General features: G+C 36.1%; 17 protein-coding genes, 1 tRNA gene and 1 rRNA gene. 1 reads left to right on the top strand and 18 read right to left on the bottom strand.

Features of this window, described 5'->3' with window-relative positions:
* From EPJ89_RS03680 to EPJ89_RS03645, 8 genes are read right to left on the bottom strand one after another with little or no spacing between them, the layout of a single operon-like run.
* Positions 1-1,446 (bottom strand): V-type ATP synthase subunit B, encoded by a 1,446-nt coding sequence (locus EPJ89_RS03680; RefSeq protein ID WP_161637504.1) that lies wholly within the window; start codon positions 1,444-1,446, stop codon positions 1-3.
* Between the two features lie 12 nt (positions 1,447-1,458).
* The gene (locus EPJ89_RS03675; protein WP_161637503.1) at positions 1,459-3,183 is read right to left on the bottom strand and encodes a V-type ATP synthase subunit A; all 1,725 of its coding nucleotides are present in this window, start codon (positions 3,181-3,183) and stop codon (positions 1,459-1,461) included.
* Between the two features lie 11 nt (positions 3,184-3,194).
* Complete coding sequence (locus tag EPJ89_RS03670) at positions 3,195-3,761, bottom strand: V-type ATP synthase subunit E (protein WP_161637502.1); 567 nt, start codon at positions 3,759-3,761, stop codon at positions 3,195-3,197.
* Positions 3,762-4,070 carry a V-type ATP synthase subunit F gene (locus EPJ89_RS03665; protein ID WP_161637501.1) on the bottom strand — a complete coding sequence of 103 codons (309 nt, stop codon included), beginning with the start codon at positions 4,068-4,070 and terminating at the stop codon, positions 3,762-3,764.
* Complete coding sequence (locus EPJ89_RS03660; RefSeq protein WP_125164357.1) at positions 4,067-4,501, bottom strand: ATP synthase subunit C; 435 nt, start codon at positions 4,499-4,501, stop codon at positions 4,067-4,069. Before EPJ89_RS03660 ends, EPJ89_RS03665 begins: the two co-directional genes overlap by 4 nt.
* 13 nt (positions 4,502-4,514) lie before the next feature.
* Positions 4,515-6,305 carry a V-type ATPase 116kDa subunit family protein gene (locus EPJ89_RS03655; RefSeq protein WP_161637500.1) on the bottom strand — a complete coding sequence of 597 codons (1,791 nt, stop codon included), beginning with the start codon at positions 6,303-6,305 and terminating at the stop codon, positions 4,515-4,517.
* A gap of 11 nt (positions 6,306-6,316) precedes the next feature.
* Entirely contained in the window at positions 6,317-7,309 is a 993-nt protein-coding gene (locus EPJ89_RS03650) for a V-type ATPase subunit (RefSeq protein ID WP_237558319.1), read from the bottom strand.
* A gap of 7 nt (positions 7,310-7,316) precedes the next feature.
* Positions 7,317-7,637 carry a hypothetical protein gene (locus EPJ89_RS03645; RefSeq protein WP_125164354.1) on the bottom strand — a complete coding sequence of 107 codons (321 nt, stop codon included), beginning with the start codon at positions 7,635-7,637 and terminating at the stop codon, positions 7,317-7,319.
* A gap of 104 nt (positions 7,638-7,741) precedes the next feature.
* Here EPJ89_RS03645 and EPJ89_RS03640 point away from each other — a divergent pair.
* A tRNA-Ser gene (locus tag EPJ89_RS03640) sits at positions 7,742-7,830 on the top strand.
* Between the two features lie 148 nt (positions 7,831-7,978).
* Here the strand turns inward: EPJ89_RS03640 and EPJ89_RS03635 are convergent.
* From EPJ89_RS03635 to rrf, 10 genes are all read right to left on the bottom strand, one after another.
* The gene (locus tag EPJ89_RS03635) at positions 7,979-9,190 is read right to left on the bottom strand and encodes a diphosphate--fructose-6-phosphate 1-phosphotransferase (RefSeq protein ID WP_125164353.1); all 1,212 of its coding nucleotides are present in this window, start codon (positions 9,188-9,190) and stop codon (positions 7,979-7,981) included.
* 79 nt (positions 9,191-9,269) lie between these two features.
* A complete protein-coding gene (locus EPJ89_RS03630; protein ID WP_200549017.1) occupies positions 9,270-11,120 on the bottom strand; it encodes an ABC-F family ATP-binding cassette domain-containing protein in 1,851 nt (616 codons plus the stop codon).
* Between the two features lie 14 nt (positions 11,121-11,134).
* A complete protein-coding gene (locus EPJ89_RS03625; RefSeq protein WP_200549015.1) occupies positions 11,135-12,430 on the bottom strand; it encodes an N-acetylmuramoyl-L-alanine amidase in 1,296 nt (431 codons plus the stop codon).
* Between the two features lie 9 nt (positions 12,431-12,439).
* A complete protein-coding gene (asnS, locus tag EPJ89_RS03620; protein ID WP_161637496.1) occupies positions 12,440-13,822 on the bottom strand; it encodes an asparagine--tRNA ligase in 1,383 nt (460 codons plus the stop codon).
* A 19-nt stretch (positions 13,823-13,841) separates the two neighbouring features.
* Positions 13,842-14,465 (bottom strand): redox-sensing transcriptional repressor Rex, encoded by a 624-nt coding sequence (locus tag EPJ89_RS03615; RefSeq protein ID WP_003774010.1) that lies wholly within the window; start codon positions 14,463-14,465, stop codon positions 13,842-13,844.
* Between the two features lie 57 nt (positions 14,466-14,522).
* Positions 14,523-15,533, bottom strand: a complete 1,011-nt coding sequence (gene tsaD, locus EPJ89_RS03610; protein WP_161637495.1) for a tRNA (adenosine(37)-N6)-threonylcarbamoyltransferase complex transferase subunit TsaD — start codon at positions 15,531-15,533, stop codon at positions 14,523-14,525.
* Positions 15,534-15,962, bottom strand: coding sequence for a ribosomal protein S18-alanine N-acetyltransferase (gene rimI / locus EPJ89_RS03605; protein ID WP_161637494.1), 429 nt, complete (start codon positions 15,960-15,962; stop codon positions 15,534-15,536).
* Complete coding sequence (gene tsaB / locus EPJ89_RS03600) at positions 15,962-16,525, bottom strand: tRNA (adenosine(37)-N6)-threonylcarbamoyltransferase complex dimerization subunit type 1 TsaB (protein WP_125164347.1); 564 nt, start codon at positions 16,523-16,525, stop codon at positions 15,962-15,964. The genes rimI and tsaB overlap by 1 nt, the downstream gene beginning before the upstream one ends.
* The gene (gene tsaE / locus EPJ89_RS03595; RefSeq protein WP_125164346.1) at positions 16,525-16,944 is read right to left on the bottom strand and encodes a tRNA (adenosine(37)-N6)-threonylcarbamoyltransferase complex ATPase subunit type 1 TsaE; all 420 of its coding nucleotides are present in this window, start codon (positions 16,942-16,944) and stop codon (positions 16,525-16,527) included. Before tsaE ends, tsaB begins: the two co-directional genes overlap by 1 nt.
* A gap of 79 nt (positions 16,945-17,023) precedes the next feature.
* Positions 17,024-17,118: ribosomal RNA gene (gene rrf, locus EPJ89_RS08930) — 5S ribosomal RNA — on the bottom strand; the annotation flags it as partial.

The raw sequence follows: 17,118 nt of genomic DNA, 5'->3' as shown, positions 1-17,118 counted from the left end.
TTAGTGCATTCCTTCTAACAAGACTGCATCCACAAGTTCGGGGCTATTTTCTTTAAAATATACCACTGCAGCAGCATGATCATAATGCGCTTCAAGTAATTTTGAATCAAGGCGGTCAAGATCATGAATTGGTAGCAATGATAACAAATGCCAACCAATATCTAAGGTTTCAGCGACACCGCGGTTTGTTCCATCGCCTTGACCAACAAAATAGTTTTCAAAAATCTTACCGAAAGATAGGTATTTTTGATCCGCTTTCGAAAGTTCATCCAACCCGATAACTGAGGCTAAATTTCGAACATCAATTACTTTTGCATAGGCAGCAAAGAGTTGTGACGAAACACTTGAATGATCGCCTCGAGTTAAACCCTCTCCAATCCCGTCTTTCATTAGACGTGAGAGGGACGGTAAAACGTTTATGGGTGGATAGATTCCTTTTTGCGTCATGCCTCGATCCAGTACAATTTGACCTTCTGTAATATAACCTGTACAGTCCGCAATCGGGTGTGATATATCATCATTAGGCATTGTTAAAATAGGAATTTGAGTTAATGATCCAGTACTTCCTTCAACACATCCTGCTCGCTCATACATGCTTGCAAGATCTGAATAGAGATACCCTGGATATCCCTTTCGACCTGGAACTTCTTCTTTGGAAGAACTATATTCACGCAATGCTTCGCAATATGATGTAATGTCTGTCATCACAACAAGAATATGCATATTTTTTTCAAACGCAAGATATTCAGCCGCAGTAAGTGCAAATCGTGGTGTTAAAATTCGCTCAATGATTGGATCATTGGCAAGGTTTAAGAACATGGTTACGTGATCCATTACACCGTGTTCCATAAATGTCTGTTTAAAGAATGCCGCAACATCATGTTTTACTCCCATCGCAGCAAAGACAATAGCAAAATCTTCATTACTATCTCCATGCAACTTCGCTTGACGAACAATCTGTGCAGCAAGCTCATTATGGGATAACCCACTCCCTGAGAAAATCGGTAATTTTTGTCCACGAATAAGTGTGTTTAACCCGTCAATAGCGGAAACGCCTGTATTAATATAATCTCGAGGATAAATTCTAGATACAGGGTTAATAACTCGTCCATTAATATCCGAGAATTTCTCAGTAAACACGGGTCCTAATCCGTCGATTGGAACTCCAGAGCCACTAAAACTTCGACCTAATATTTCTTCAGAAAGACCAATCTCAATAGGCTTTCCAGTTAATCGTGTTAACATGTTTTTCTTCGACATGCCCTCAGTATTTTCAAAAACTTGAATTAATGCTCGCTCACCTTGCAATTCAATAATGCGTCCAAGACGTCTATGATTGTCATCATCTACAAGTTCCACGAGTTCATCAAAGGATGCGTTTTTAACACCTTCAATTGCTACTAGAGGACCATTAATACTCGATAATCCTTTAAATAATATACTCATATCGATCTCCTCCTATTGAATGGACGCAAGTGCGTCGTCTACTTTTTTATAGTATGCATCAAACTTTGATAAATCTTCATCAATGGCATATTTAATTCCCACAATTTCATCAAAAATATGGGTGTTTGTGATTGCGTTCATAGGTTTTTTATCATGTAGCACCAATTGACATTGTTGATATGTATAGTTAATGAGCTTCAACATTTCAAATTGCTTTTGGAGCGAAACAGAACTGTCGTACTCGTGAAATGCATTCTGTTGTAGGTATCCGACACGAATCACACGTCCCATTTCAAGCGTTAATTTTTGTCTATCTGCCAAGACATCCTGACCAATTAATTTCACAATCTCCATCAGACTTGTTTCTTCATTAAGAATAGATAGAATCATTTGTCGATACTCCAAAAACTCAGGTGCAATATGTTGATCATACCATCCATCTAATTGAACAAGATACTCACTATAGGATAAATTATAGTTTATAGATGGGAAATGACGAATGTACGCTAAAGCTTTATCTAAAGCCCAGAAACAACCAATAAAACGTTGCGTATTTTGTGTTACAGGCTCCGAAAAATCAGCACCTTGAGGTGATATCGCACCAATAATACTAATTGAACCCACATCACCATTGAGCGTATCAACAAACGAACTTCTTTCATAAAAGGCCGCTAACCTTGATGCAAGATAAGCTGGAAATCCTTCTTCTGCTGGCATTTCTTCAAGGCGTCCTGATAACTCTCGCAATGCTTCTGCCCAGCGTGACGTCGAATCAGCCATAAGGGCTACATGATAGCCCATATCACGGTAATACTCTGCAAAGGTAATTCCCGTATAGATAGAGGCCTCACGCGCTGCTACAGGCATGTTAGATGTATTTGCAATTAAAATGGTTCGTTCCATTAGCGTACGTCCCGTTTTTGGATCAATTAATTCTGAAAATTCTTCAAGAACCTGAGCCATTTCATTCCCACGTTCGCCACATCCAATATAGACAATAATATCGGCATCACACCATTTTGCAAGTTGATGTTGAAGCATTGTTTTACCTGCGCCAAAACCACCTGGAATTGCGGCACTACCGCCCTTTACAATTGGGAACAACGTGTCAATAACTCGTTGTCCCGTAATCAATGGTTGCTTCGCATCAATACGACGCGCAACAGGGCGTTCATGGCGAATTGGCCACATTACAGAAAGTGTAAACACGGTTCCATCTTCTAATGTTAACAGCGTATCATCAAGTTTATAAAGTCCATCTTGACACTCCGATACAATAGTTCCAGCCGTCGTAGCCATCAAACGATGCTCGATTGAACCTGTTTCTTCAAATGTTGCGTAAATCTGACCTAACTCAACAAAATCGCCTTTTGAAACGGAAAAATTCACGTGCCACTCACGATCTTCGGACAATGTACGCATACTTTGACCCACATCGAGATAGGAACCATATTTTTCAGACAATCCTTGGAGAGGACGCCCAATACCATCATAAATATTACCCAAAAGTCCAGGTCCTAACTCAATACTTAAGGGTTGGCCCGTATGTTCAATGGGTTCTCCAACTTTCATAGAAGATGTTGATTCATAAACCTGAATGGTCACGAAATCATCATCGATTCCAATAACTTCTCCTAATAATTTTTGATGTCCAACATACACCATCTCAGACATTGTGAAGTTATCAACATCTTGACTCTTAATAATTGGACCATTAATCCAATAAATTGTACTCATATTGATCACCTCTATATCCATAATTGACTTTCCTGAACAAAATATTTCATTGCATCATTAAATCGAGAATCCAATGTGTAATCATAAACAACATTGCCAACTTCACATAAAAACCCGCCAAGTTCAAGTTCAATAAATTCGATTGTTGCATTTTTTACATCAAATAATAACTGATCTTCTCTGCAAATCGAAATCACTACCGGCAGTGTTGGATCAAGATTTAAATCATCAAGACATTGATCGAGATAATTTTTATAGTCCTCCGATTTTCGAAAATGAACTACTTTCTCCTTAATTTCATTTCCAAATGAATCAAGCAATTCTTGACGACGCATTCTAAGACGCTTTTGCACACTGAATCTTAATTCCGATTCGACGCGACTGCGTTTTTTTTCTTCGCGATCTTTAATACTTCGAATACGTGATTTAATTGAATGTTCAACTTGAATTTTATATGCTGAAAGTTCTGAATCTACTTTTTCTTTTTGAGCACGTTGACTCATTTCTGTATAATTTCGTGCTTCTTCATCAATAATATTAACGATTTCTTTTGAAACCTTAGCTTTTTCTCCAGCCATTTATACCACCTCTCCGATAATTTTAGAAATTGTTTCATCAATCATCGATTGAACTTCATGAGATTTATGTCGGTCTGATATTTCAACAATTAAAGGACTCGACAGATTTAATTTTAAATCTTGAATATACTCACGATCTAAATCGAAAATTTTAGTTGTAAGTAAAACAATTCCAATATCAGCACTGTGAATTGCAGTTTCAAGTTCTTTTTTAAGTTCCTCTTTTTCGTGAACAACCACACCCTCAATACCAGCTAAACGTAGTCCCATTTGGGTATCGATGTTGTCACTGATAAGATACATTTTCATAATTTATTAATAATAAGAATAGCGATTAAGAGCCCATAAATCGCAACCCCTTCAGCAAGTGCAACGAAAATCATTGCTTTACCAAAGTTTTCACCCTTCTCAGAAATAGCACCAATTGCAGCAGGTGCCGCTTGACCAACAGCATATCCAGCACCAAGTACAGAACAGCCTACAGCAATCGAAGCAGCTAAATAAGCCATTCCCTGTGCATTACTTCCTTGAAACGCATTTGAGACAGCTTCATCAGCATGTGTATAACCACTAATCAAAACAACACCAATTAATGCTGCAAAGAAACATGATACTTGGAACCAAACTCGGAACTTCGCATTTTGTGGATCCACTTTTTTCTTATATACCGGTATAAGTGGTAACGTGATAAGACCAATTAAAAGCATTGGTCCGAGAATTTCAAATAATGATAATGACATAAATATTTCCTCCTTAGTAAACTGATTTAAATGGCTTTCCACCACCGTCGTAATAACGACTAAACATTTCATAATATTCCAAACGTAATGTTTGAATACCAACAATAAGTCCTTCTAAACCGATAACGAAAATATTACCGAATATTAAGATTAAAATACCCGCATTTCCCGCCATCTCATTGAGAGTCATAACAACACTCATCATTCCAGCATGTGAAAGGACAAACCCTCCAACACGAAGAAATGACATCGTGTTGGCGATAAAACTTAATAAAACTTCAAATAATTCGAAGAAACTTTCGACTAAGTAACCACCCCAACCTTCATGGGGAGAGGCACTCATTTTATTCATAAGATTCGATAACGGTTCTTTAAATAAAATCATGACTAACGGTAAAACAATAAACAGGAAAATTGTTAGTGGATTGACAGCATTGATTCCTTGAGAATTTAATGCGACGGCCCCCATAATAAACCCGTAAAACATCAAGCCAGCAATACCGTTTTGACTGTAAATTGCGTTCGTGAAATCTTTTTTCTTTAACGATAAAAAGATATTGAGCACTATTGACATTAAAATCAAGACAACTCCAAGTGTGACTGTTGTTAAGAGCAACGTCATCGTGAAATCAGGACTTGTAACATGAATCGGTAATCCAAATGGCGCTAGAATTGGTTTCAAAATTTCTTCGTTTCCAAAAAACGAACCATAAATTAATCCAAAGAACATGGAGAACATTCCAATTCGGACCGCAACATCTCCAAGCTTAATCCCTTTTTTCTTAGATAAATAATACCCGCCTAATGCGATTACAAACCCTTGACCTAAATCGCCAAACATAATCCCAAACAGCAAGCAATATGTTATTGCAAAAAATGTAGTTGGATCAAATTCGCCATATTTAGGCAAACTGTACATTTCAACAAAAGTCTCAAACGGTCGAGAGAACCAACCATTCTTCAATCGTGTTGGCGGTAATAAACCTTCTTGCGTTGATGCATCAAAGTTTAAAACCTTCATTTCTTTTGGAAATAACGACTCAAAAACCGAAAGTCTTGTTTCTGGAATAAATCCAACAATTACCGCTTCTTGATTGTAGATTGTTATATATTTATAGTATGCCTCTTTCATCGATTGTTCTTTAATATATCCATACATATTCTCTAACAAATCGGCACATTCTTTTCTTAAACTATCATCCGCACCAATCGGTATCGCGAGCGGTTCAAAAAATAACGTCTCAAACATTGGGACAAGATGATTTTCATCTTCTTCCAAACAAATCCAAACAATCCAACCATACTGCTTCGTTCGATGCAATTCTGTGAATACAAATCGTTCATCATTATGCAGTGTAATTTTAGATAATGAATTAGTAGGAATTCTTCCGAAATGTACACGGATAAAGCCCTCCTCTACTTGATCTAAAGGATACTCTCGCAACTTACTTAATGCTATTTTGTCATCATCATTTAAACTTGATAAAGACGATTCTTGTCGGTGAAGTGTATTATATCGTTGCTCAGCTTCTTGTAGAGCATTTTCAATTTGTTCCACTGAATAACTGCGATCATGGTTATCACTTAGCGTTAAATGTAAATCTGTAATAATACGCTCACATCGTGAAAGATAACTGTCATAAATTCGATCGTTGGGATATAACAACCCACCGTCTCCATCCTTTACAACTTCCGTCGCAAGTTCAGGATGAAAGTTTGGACAAGTCATAATATTGTCAATCATCGATAACACATTTTTAGGTTCCGTTGATACCATAACAAGTCTCATTTTTTCTATTGCCACTAAACCACCTCCTAAATAATCAGCAACTTAACAATTTCTTCGGGGCTCATCTGGTATCGAACTCCCTCAACAACATCAATAATATTCTCGATTTCTATTTTCAGTAAAAACATATAAGAGAACAAAATCACATCTGAATTTGTTGAAAAACGAATTTTTCGTTTCATGATACTATATCGAATCATATCAAAGTAATATTCGATGTGACGGTCTCCTTCAAAATCCTCATACTTACCATAAGGTGTCTCTTTAAATGCTTCTAAAAAACTGTCTGCGTCGCAGTTAAAAATCCAATCTTGAAGTCTATTTTCTGAGATATAGTATGGTTCATAATGAACGCGTTTTAGAATCTCATTCGATGTCATATTAAAATACTTTTTCATTCGGTAAACGTTCGAAATATTTTCAAGTTCAATATTAATTCGAAAAACTTCGAGTAATTCTTTGTTGTTTGGTTCATGGCGAATTAGATCCAACATACGTTGGTTATAGAATATTTTTAAGCTATCTTCGCACTTTGAAATATCAACAACACTATCTGTAAGGAACGCGAGTGGTTTATTATAAGACGTATGTTCTAAATACTTATAAACCGCTTCAAATGTTGTGCATTGCGCTAAACCATATACATCAAATGACATAAGATGATTAAGATCTTCAACAAAGTCCTCCACAAAATGACTTGTTCCTGCATCAATCGCATGCAGAATAAATATTATTTGCGAGATTTCGACTTCGCGAACATAGAACTCATAAAAATGATGCTTACTAGTTTGAATAAACCGCATAAGACTTAAGAACTCTAAATGTGATTTTAAACGAATACGCTGTTCAAAAAAACCACGGTGAATCCCTTTTTCATTAATGCCTTCTAATACATCCTCGTATCGTGTTTCATTCTTCAAGAAACTTGCAATTCCCGGAATATCAGGCATTTCTAGCATCGATCGATAGTGTGCAGCCGTCAAATGTTGACTATAAAACGAACGTGCCTTTGTAGACATTGCATAATCACTTGCCATCTAATGTAGTAATTCTTTTAAAAAGAATTTGCTCCCATTCTTTTTTGGCTACATTAAACCGCTCGTCCAAGTCCTTGACACGTTCGTTATATTCATGATCTGACATAGGCTTAAGGCGTTCGTAGCGTGCATTAGACTCTTCTCGAATCTTTGCAGATTCGTGTTCAAATACTTCTGATAACGCATTATCTATCGATTTTTTTAATTCTTCAAAGTGTTCTTGATCAAATTCATTCGTCAACTCATGTTCATGAACCAACTGCTTTGCACTTTGATTTGCTTTCAATATTCGAAGAATATGTTCATCCATAATTTGCCCTCCTTAAAAAGACAAAACCTATAATACTCCTATCAAAAATAAATTTCAATAAAATATTCCTTTTTTTATTAAAACTTGGTATAATACACATTGTTGGAGAAATACCCAAGAGGCTGAAGGGGTCGGTCTCGAAAACCGATAGGAGTGAAAGCTCGCGAGGGTTCAAATCCCTCTTTCTCCGCCATAATAAAATTTCAACAATCACTTTGTAGTGATTGTTTTTTTATTAGCATGTATATCCACATTTAACCACTTTATTGATTTTAAATCAACAACTTACGCGATGTGTTCTTGATTATAAAGAAAAAAGACTCCGTTTGGAGTCTTTTGAATTAACGCATGTAGAATGGTTTTACTTGACGAGGTAAACCTTTTTCGTCAAACATAACTACTGGACGTCCTACTAATAGAGGTGCGATGTAGTCATGTGCTTCTTGAGTGATACCTGCAAATTCTGGTAAGATCCACTCAACTGGGAAGTTCTTAACATGGTTTGCGACATTGCTTGCATCTGTTGCAAAGAATTCAACATCGTATTCTTCTACACCTTCAACACGTTTAAGAGCTACCATTTTACCTGTAAATGATGGTTCCATTGAACGCATGTGTGCTGACATACCAAGTTTGAATGACTCATCAACATCTACTTTTGATTGTTCTGTAGCGTGTGAACGTTGAGCGTTACTTAAATCTTGAACTTTAGCTCGTTCTGAAATACCTGCTTCAAGAATCATTTCACGTAAAGCATTTCCTGCTCCACCAAGAACTGCATGGCCAAATGTATCATTTTTTGATTCACCAGCAGCTAAGTAAGTTCCATCTTCATAACGAACACCTTCACTTACAACGATATAGCATTTATTTTTTTCATCAATGTGTTTTTGAACTGTTTTCAAGAATGCTTCTTTATCGAACGCTAGTTCAGGAAGAACTACCATATCAACAACACCTGAAACACATGCACTTGCTGCTAACCAACCAGCATCGCGTCCCATTGTTTCAAGAATGAATACATCTTGACGTGTATAAACTGTACTATCCAACCATGTTTGGTAAGCAGTTGTAGCAATAAATTTCGCTGCACTTGCAAATCCTGGACAGTGATCGATAACCATAAGGTCATTATCAACAGTTTTTGGACAACCAACAAACTGGAATTCTGTATGTCCATTTGCTTCTGCATATTGTGACAATGCATACACTGTATCCATTGAGTCGTTTCCACCAACGTAGAACATTGTACGGATATCATGTTTTTCTAAAATTGTAAACAATTTTTCGAAATCTGCAACGTTCTCGCGTTTTAACTTATAACGACATGAACCTAAAGCACTTGAAGGTGTTTGACGTAAAACATTGTTTTCGTCTTCACTCATGTGTGTTAAATCCACAAATTTTTCTTCAAGAATTCCCTCAATTCCGTGAAGACCACCTAAAACCACATCATAAATTGGGTTCAGTTGGTTTGCTTTAACGATACCTGCAACAGTAGCGTTAATTACTGATGTTGGCCCACCTGATTGAGCCACTAAACATTTAGCCATATAGTAATCTACTCCTTTATTTTTTACCAATTCCTATTATACACAATAATATCAAAATAGCCAAATAAGAAAGCAATTTCTAAGCGTTTTCTTCTAAGATTTCAGAAACCTCAGCCCATTCATTTTCTCGGTTCTTAATTTCATTATGAATTTCATCTATCGTTTGATTTAATTCATTCATTTTTTCATAATCATGATAATAATCGGGATTGAACCGAAGTTCACGATGAATTTCTAAATCTTCATAATACTCAATCAGTTCTTCTTCAAGTTTCTTTTGTCTATTTTTATATTTTTTTAGATTAACATATTCTTTTTTGTTCGATTCCTTTTGCTCCATGGACTTTTGTTTGTTTTCACTTACAATCTCATTCATACTCTTTTCTGTGTGTTCAAGAACACCATCTTTTAAGAGCAATATATCCGTCGCAAGTTTTTCAATAAAATACCGATCATGCGAAACAAAAATCATAGTACCATCATAATGACTTAATGATTTTTCCAGTGCTTCTTTACCTTGGATATCAAGATGATTGGTTGGTTCATCAAGAACTAGAAGATTATCGTGACTGAGCATTAATTTAATTAAAGACAAACGAACACGTTCACCCCCAGAAAGAACCGAAACAGATTTAAAAACCTCTTCACCCTTAAAAAGAAATTGGCCTAAAGCAGTTCGAATTTCTGTATGATCTAACTGAGGGAAGTCATCCCATACTTCTTCTAAAACAGTTTTTTCCATAGAAAAGTCTAGAAGATTTTGGTCAAAATATCCCATTTCAATTTGATGTCCGAGTAAAATCTCACCACTGAGCGGTTCTAAACGTCCCGCCAAAGATTTTAGAAGCGTTGATTTTCCCGTACCATTATCACCGACAATTGCATAACGACGCCCCCTCGTAAAGGTTTGTGTCACGGTTGTTAAAGGTTTATCATAACCAATAACAAAATCACTTAAGGTTAAAACATCCTTTCCACCTCTTACTTGGGATTTAAATTCTGCTTTAAACTCTTTTGTTTTCGAATCCTTTGTCTCAAGTCGATCAATACGCTCGAGATACTTAATCTTTGATTGAGCAAAAGCTGCTTTATTTTTTTTATATCTAAATTTTTCAATTAGACCTTCAATACGTTCAATTTCTTTTTGTTGATTTCGAACTTTAATATTATGACGCTCAATATCTTTTTCTTTTAGAACTTGATATCCTGAGTAATTACTCGAATATCGTGTAGCAATGTAATCTTCAATCTCCACAACAACATTACATACACGATCTAAAAATAATCGGTCGTGCGATACCACAACGACAGAACCATCGTATGCATTAAGATACCCTTCAAGCCATTCAATCGTAGAAATATCGAGGTGGTTTGTCGGTTCATCAAGAAATAGAATATCTGGCTTGCTTAATAAGAGTCTTACGAACGCTAAACGTGTGATTTGACCTCCGGAAAATGTATTCAATGGTCGATTCAAATCTTCTACAGAAAAATTAAATTTTGTAAGAAGCGTATGAACTTCTGTCTCAATCGAGTATCCACCACGTCTTAAAAATTCAGTTTGAATACGGTCATATGATTTTAGAACCTTTTCACTATGATCCGTCTTCATAATTTGCTCTAAATCATGAAGTTGAGCCTGAAGTTGAGTTATGTCACTGTATGCCTCTGCGAAAAAATCTTTGAGGATCACTTGATCTTGCGTTATATGGATTTGCTCTAGAAATCCAGTCCGGATACCTGACTTCCAAAACACATTCCCTTTATCTAAAATTTCATTACCTGAGAGAACATTGAATAATGTTGTTTTCCCAACACCGTTGGCTCCAATAAGCGCAACTTTTTCATTCTCTTGTATAATTAAATTTAAATCTCTAAAAAGCTCCTGACTTCCAAAAGATTTAAATGCACTTTTAACTTGAACTAACATATACTTTCACCTAATTATTTTGAGTACCCTAATTCTGCAAGAATTCCTGCTACCGTTGCATCAACAATTTTCGAATGTTCTTGTTTCCATGTCTTAAATGTTTCATCATCATTCATGAACCCATATTCAATTACAATCGATTGCATACCCTTGTTACTTGACGACGCAAATTGATTTAATTCGAGATATGTTTCATTCATACTTCCCGCCCCAGTAAAACGACCACCTGCTTCACGTATAGAATCAATGGAATCATACCCCTCAACTTGTTCTGGATGATACACACCATCCATACTTCTACCGGAAGACCAAATCGATGGTTTTAAGGACGTTGTATTCATAATGTTTTTCATAATATTTGTAGCGAGCTTATTAGAGGTAAAGTTAGAGTACATAATCGTTGCACCCTTATCACCTTCATATGAACTGTTCGGAAAACGCAATTGAATATAATACTTCGCACCAACATCGTAAGCAGTCTTTAGACGTCCATCCGGACCATTTAATGACTTCGGAAGCTTATCATCACGTGCAATCATTACCGTCAGTCCCTTAGCCTCTAACTGAGTTTTGATTCCTTCAGCGGTACGATACATTTCTTGACTTTCGATTAGATCCGAGCGTTGACCACCATAATCAATATTTCCATTCTCATCTTCAATAAATGCTGCTGGATCAATAACGATATCAATATTTTCTTTCGGTGTTTCTACTGATGAAACCTCTAAAAATACATAATTATCATTCATAACTTCTTGATCGTCATTAAACAAATCCTTATCCGCGATAATTCGAATTTTTTTAGAATAGCCATCCTTTGATACGGAATAAAAGACGTCATCAATTTTATTGTCTGATCGAAGTGACAACTGCTTGAGCCCTTCTAGTATTTTAATTTGATAAAAACCATCTTCAAGCATCTCCATTGGAATTTTATTGTCCAAATCAACGTTCATCATATAGACACTTTCTTCATTTTTACAAAGGTTATTCAAAAACACAGTTTTGCCATCAAAAGGATCTTGTTCATGAACTGTGTATGATTTATTATACAATCCTAACGTTTGTCCATAGATACCATAATCATTCAAATCAATGGGCGGTTGATGTTCTAAATGTGCAAGGATTTCTTGTGTTTGAACAAAATCCGTCTTACATATCGAAAAATGAGAATCCATTTCTTGATTTGCAGGCTTATAAAGGTCATAAACAGCATAAACTAGCAGCCCTACTAATAGAATAAAAGGAACTACAATTTTGTAGTTCGCTCTTTTTCTTTCTTTTGGAACATAATTTGATTTAAAATCCATGTCCTACTCCTAGTAATCTAAATGACGTGGTGTACGTGCAAATGGAAGCACATCACGAATATTAGTCATTGAAGTAATATACATTAAGAAACGCTCGAATCCAATTCCAAATCCTGCATGCTTGACACCACCATAACGTCTTAAATCAAGATACCATTCAAGACTCTCTTTTGGTATATCAAGTTCTTCCATACGTTTTTCAAGGACATCAAGACGCTCTTCACGCTGTGATCCACCTACGAGTTCACCAACGTGCGGAACGAGTAAATCACAAGCTGCTACGGTTTTACCATCATCGTTGAGACGCATATAGAATGACTTAATTTCTTTAGGGTAGTCCGTAATGAATACAGGTCCTTTAACAACTTCTTCACTAATAAAACGTTCGTGTTCTGACTGCAAGTCCGTTCCCCATTCAACTTTATATTCAAAGCGGTCATTCTCTTTTTGAAGTAACTCGACTGCTTCAGTATAAGTCATTCGCTTGAATTCACTTGAGAGTAATTGATTGAGTCGCTCTAACAATGATGTATCAATACGTTCATTGAAGAATTTCATTTCCTCAGGTGCATTTTCAAGGACATATTCAATACAATATTTTACAAGGTCTTCGATTAAATTCATATTGTCTTCGAGATCTGCAAACGCAATCTCTGGCTCAACCATCCAAAATTCACTTGCATGGCGGGCTGTATTTGAGTTTTCTGCACGGAAAGTTGGACCAAATGTATACACATCCCTAAATGCAAGTGCGAAAGCTTCTGCATGCAATTGTCCAGATACCGTAAGGCTTGCCTTTTTTCCGAAGAAATCCTTTTCATATTTTGCATCATCACGTGTTGTAACAACAAACGCTTCTCCTGCGCCTTCAGCATCATTTCCAGTAATAACTGGGGTATGAACGTAAACAAATCCTTGGTTTTGGAAAAATTCATGAATTGCCATTGAAAGCACCGATCGAACACGGAAAACTGCCATGAATGAGTTGGTACGAACGCGTAAATGAGCAATCTCACGTAAATACTCGTAGCTATGGCGTTTTTTCTGTAACGGATAGTCTGAACTGCATTCACCTTCCAACTTGACTTCTTTAACTTCAATTTCAAAAGGTTGTTTACCATCAGGTGTTACTTTAAACAAACCTGTTACGGTAATGGCTGTTCCTGTATTATATTTACCAATTTCATCATAATTTTCAAGATTTGCTGCATATACACATTGAGCACTTCTAAAATAGGTTCCGTCGTTCAGTTCTATAAACCCAACATTTTTCCCTTTGCGGTTGGTTCGAACCCAACCTTGCAATTGAACAAACTCAATTGCATCAACTTCAATTTCCGATCCATATGCTAATAAGTCATAGCACTCTCGTATTGTTAAATATGAAATCATCTTTACACCTCAACTATTTTTAACGAATATTATTAGTTTGGAAAATTAATTCCTGAACCGTAGATACGACATCTACAGTTTTTACGATTACATGTTTTGGAACTTGAATATGTTCACTCGAAAAGTCAACAATTCCTACAATTCCTAAATCCACAAGTTTATCGATTGTTTCTTGCACATTTTTTGAAACCGTTACGATAGCAATGCGACATCCTTTAGGCATTCGCTCTTCCAACTCACTCATATGGTAAATCGGAATGTCCGATGCCTCCCCTAATTTATTAGGATCAATATCAAATGCACACGCAATTTCTCCAACTACGTGATTCCAACGATTATAATTTAGAATAGCACGCCCTAAATTACCGGCACCCACTAAAATCAACTCTTCTTCAAAACTCACACCTAAAAGATTATCAAACGTTTCAATTAACGTTTTCACATCATAACCATATCCTTGCTTACCGAGAGAACCAATAAACGAAAAATCACGACGAATTGTAGTAGATTCAATATCTACAAATAAAGATAATTCTCGCGATAAAATACGTTCAACTCCCATATTATAGAGTTTTCTTAATGCCTTTAAATATATAGGGTACCTTTGCATAGTTGCCTTTGGTACATTAGATATATTACTCATGATATCACCACCGTGTAAATCATATCACAAAGTCTTCCTATATTAAATGTGAAAACTTTAATAAGAAATTAGTTGTTTGTTAGAAAGTGCCGATATTTCACAATCTCCACGCACACCTTTATCATAAGCGATTTGACCTGCTAATCCGATCATGGCCGCTTGATCCATACATGCCCAAAGTGGCGGAACTAAAATATTTAAGTTTGGATATTTTATATTTAAATCTACAATTTGTTTACGAACCTCTGAGTTAGCAGCGACCCCGCCTGCCAACACAAGCGATTTATATTGAATTGTTGAGTTCTCAAGAGCGTATTCAACACGTGACATGAGCTCTCTAACCGCTGCATGCTGGAATGCATATGCAACATCTTCTACAATAACCTCACGACCATTGCGCTCCTCACGAAGCGTTAATTGTCTCACTGCAGATTTTAGTCCGCTAAAAGAGAAATCCAGTGGATTTTCTGTTTTTACTTTTGGTAATTGATAATTCGTTTTTCCTGTCTGTGCGAGTTTGTCAATTACCGGTCCGCCGGGATAGCCTAATCCAAGTAGACGCGAAACCTTATCAAATGCCTCTCCTACCGCATCATCCTGAGTCTTACCAATTACTTCGAATTGATATTCATCGATCATTGAGACGAGCTCAGTATGACCTCCCGAAATAACAAGAGCAAGCAATGGAAATTTCAAATCTCCAACCAATTTATTGGCATAAATATGACCCGCAATATGGTGTACTGGTACCAAAGGTTTTCCTAAACTCCAGGCAATTGTTTTGGCTGCCATAACACCTACGTGTAAAGACCCAATTAAACCGGGTCCTTGTGTAACAGCAATCGCATCCACGTCCTCAATTTTTATATCTGCTTTGTTTAAAGCATCCTTAATTACGATGTTGATGTTTTCTACATGAAGTCTTGAAGCGACTTCTGGAAAAACACCACCATATTGTTTATGAATTTCAATTTGAGTTGATACCGAGTTACTTAAAACCTCAATACCGTCTTTAATTATTGCGCAAGATGTTTCATCACAACTTGACTCTATAGCTAATATTAACATTTATAACACCTTTCTCATCACAATTGCATTTCTGTTTGTACCATAATAATTTTGACGAATTGATATCATTTCAAAATTAAATTTTAGATAGAATTGGAGTGCATTTGTATTATTTTCTTCAACTTCTAAGAAGATTTCTTTTACCTTGTAATTTGTGGAAATACTACATAGATGATTCATAAGTTTCTTTCCATAACCTTGGGATTGATAATCTGGATGAATTGCAATTTGGAGTATATCACATGTATCTCCAATCAACCTAAGACTATAAAAACCAATCACGCTATGATTCGTTTCAATGACATCCACCACGGAATTTGTGTTTGATAGTTCATCCAAATATTGTTTTTCAGTCCAATGCGAAGCAAGTGTAAGTTGATCAATTTGAATAATTGCTTGAACATCATCAATTGTTGCGTTACGAATCATTATTTGATGTAATTCGGAACAAGTAAATCAATATTTGTTTCTACTTCCCAAGAGTCCTTTACATCAAGAATATTCTGTATAATGCGTGGGTTTTCTGATTTTTGATCCAACAAATCCAGATCACCAAATAAATCAAGATCAATATCCTTTAATTCATCCATCATATATATACGCTCATCATTAACTATACCATTTGATACATAAGCACCGAATACACGACCTGATCGCGCATCAATGAATGAGAAACCATTATTATTTCCAGATAAAGAAAGCAATGTATTAACTTTATAAACCTTTAGTTTATGATTAGTCAGTGCAAATGTTTTAGCGAAAGTCATCCCAATTCTTAAACCAGTGTAACTTCCTGGTCCACTTGTAATTACGACTTGGTCGATATCCATAGGAACCAATTTAGCTTCTCGAATTGCTTCATCCACATAAGTTAATAAAAATTCAGATTGCTTTTTATCCATAAGAGATTGTTTATTTACTTTCAAGGTCCCATCAACCTCCAAGCCAACAGCAAGAAATTTATGCGATGTATCAATAATTAGTGTATTCATTAATTCAGCTCCTCAATTGTAATTGTTCTCTCATTTTCATCATCATAATCAAGAGTTATTAGATAGTCTATTTTGAAATCCAAGTCATCCAGATATTTTCCCCATTCGAGTACGACAACATTTTCATCGTCTAACAAATCAAATAAACCAATCGCATCCGAAGAAACACCTTCTAATCGATATGCATCAATATGTTTTAAATTCAGTCGACCGTCGTATTCCTTTAGAATCGTAAATGTCGGACTACTAATTGTCTCAGAAATATTTAAACCCTTCGCAAGGCCTTTTGTAAACGCAGTTTTTCCAACGCCTAGATCACCTGCTAAAGATATAAGGCAACCCTTTGACAGACTTTGTCCAAATTGCTCTCCTAATTGCATTGTCTCAGTTACTGAGTATGTTTTTATTTGTTTTTTCATTTTCATCACCATCCGAATAATTATATCACACTTCTTACACAAATATAAAAAAAAGACACTCTAAATAGAGTGTCAAATTACCTGGCGATGAACTATCTTCACTAGCGCTTGGCTAGATATTGTCGCCGCTAAAGTGCTTAACTTCTGTGTTCGAGATGGGAACAGGTGTGACCA

The organism is Erysipelothrix sp. strain 2 (EsS2-6-Brazil), assembly GCF_016617625.1.
GTDB classification, from domain to species: domain Bacteria; phylum Bacillota_I; class Bacilli_A; order Erysipelotrichales; family Erysipelotrichaceae; genus Erysipelothrix; species Erysipelothrix piscisicarius.
This window is presented reverse-complemented; position numbering and strand designations above follow the sequence as displayed.

Coding starts and splice junctions, on each gene's coding strand:
- EPJ89_RS03665 (WP_161637501.1), bottom strand. CDS start 4,070: ATGAAAATGTATCTTATCAGTGACAACATCGATACCCAAATGGGACTA.
- EPJ89_RS03675 (WP_161637503.1), bottom strand. CDS start 3,183: ATGAGTACAATTTATTGGATTAATGGTCCAATTATTAAGAGTCAAGAT.
- EPJ89_RS03660 (WP_125164357.1), bottom strand. CDS start 4,501: ATGTCATTATCATTATTTGAAATTCTCGGACCAATGCTTTTAATTGGT.
- EPJ89_RS03645 (WP_125164354.1), bottom strand. CDS start 7,637: ATGGATGAACATATTCTTCGAATATTGAAAGCAAATCAAAGTGCAAAG.
- EPJ89_RS03630 (WP_200549017.1), bottom strand. CDS start 11,120: ATGTTAGTTCAAGTTAAAAGTGCATTTAAATCTTTTGGAAGTCAGGAG.
- EPJ89_RS03680 (WP_161637504.1), bottom strand. CDS start 1,446: ATGAGTATATTATTTAAAGGATTATCGAGTATTAATGGTCCTCTAGTA.
- EPJ89_RS03650 (WP_237558319.1), bottom strand. CDS start 7,309: ATGTCTACAAAGGCACGTTCGTTTTATAGTCAACATTTGACGGCTGCA.
- tsaD (WP_161637495.1), bottom strand. CDS start 15,533: ATGTTAATATTAGCTATAGAGTCAAGTTGTGATGAAACATCTTGCGCA.
- EPJ89_RS03615 (WP_003774010.1), bottom strand. CDS start 14,465: ATGAGTAATATATCTAATGTACCAAAGGCAACTATGCAAAGGTACCCT.
- EPJ89_RS03670 (WP_161637502.1), bottom strand. CDS start 3,761: ATGGCTGGAGAAAAAGCTAAGGTTTCAAAAGAAATCGTTAATATTATT.
- asnS (WP_161637496.1), bottom strand. CDS start 13,822: ATGATTTCATATTTAACAATACGAGAGTGCTATGACTTATTAGCATAT.
- EPJ89_RS03635 (WP_125164353.1), bottom strand. CDS start 9,190: ATGGCTAAATGTTTAGTGGCTCAATCAGGTGGGCCAACATCAGTAATT.
- tsaB (WP_125164347.1), bottom strand. CDS start 16,525: ATGAATACACTAATTATTGATACATCGCATAAATTTCTTGCTGTTGGC.
- EPJ89_RS03625 (WP_200549015.1), bottom strand. CDS start 12,430: ATGGATTTTAAATCAAATTATGTTCCAAAAGAAAGAAAAAGAGCGAAC.
- rimI (WP_161637494.1), bottom strand. CDS start 15,962: ATGATTCGTAACGCAACAATTGATGATGTTCAAGCAATTATTCAAATT.
- tsaE (WP_125164346.1), bottom strand. CDS start 16,944: ATGAAAAAACAAATAAAAACATACTCAGTAACTGAGACAATGCAATTA.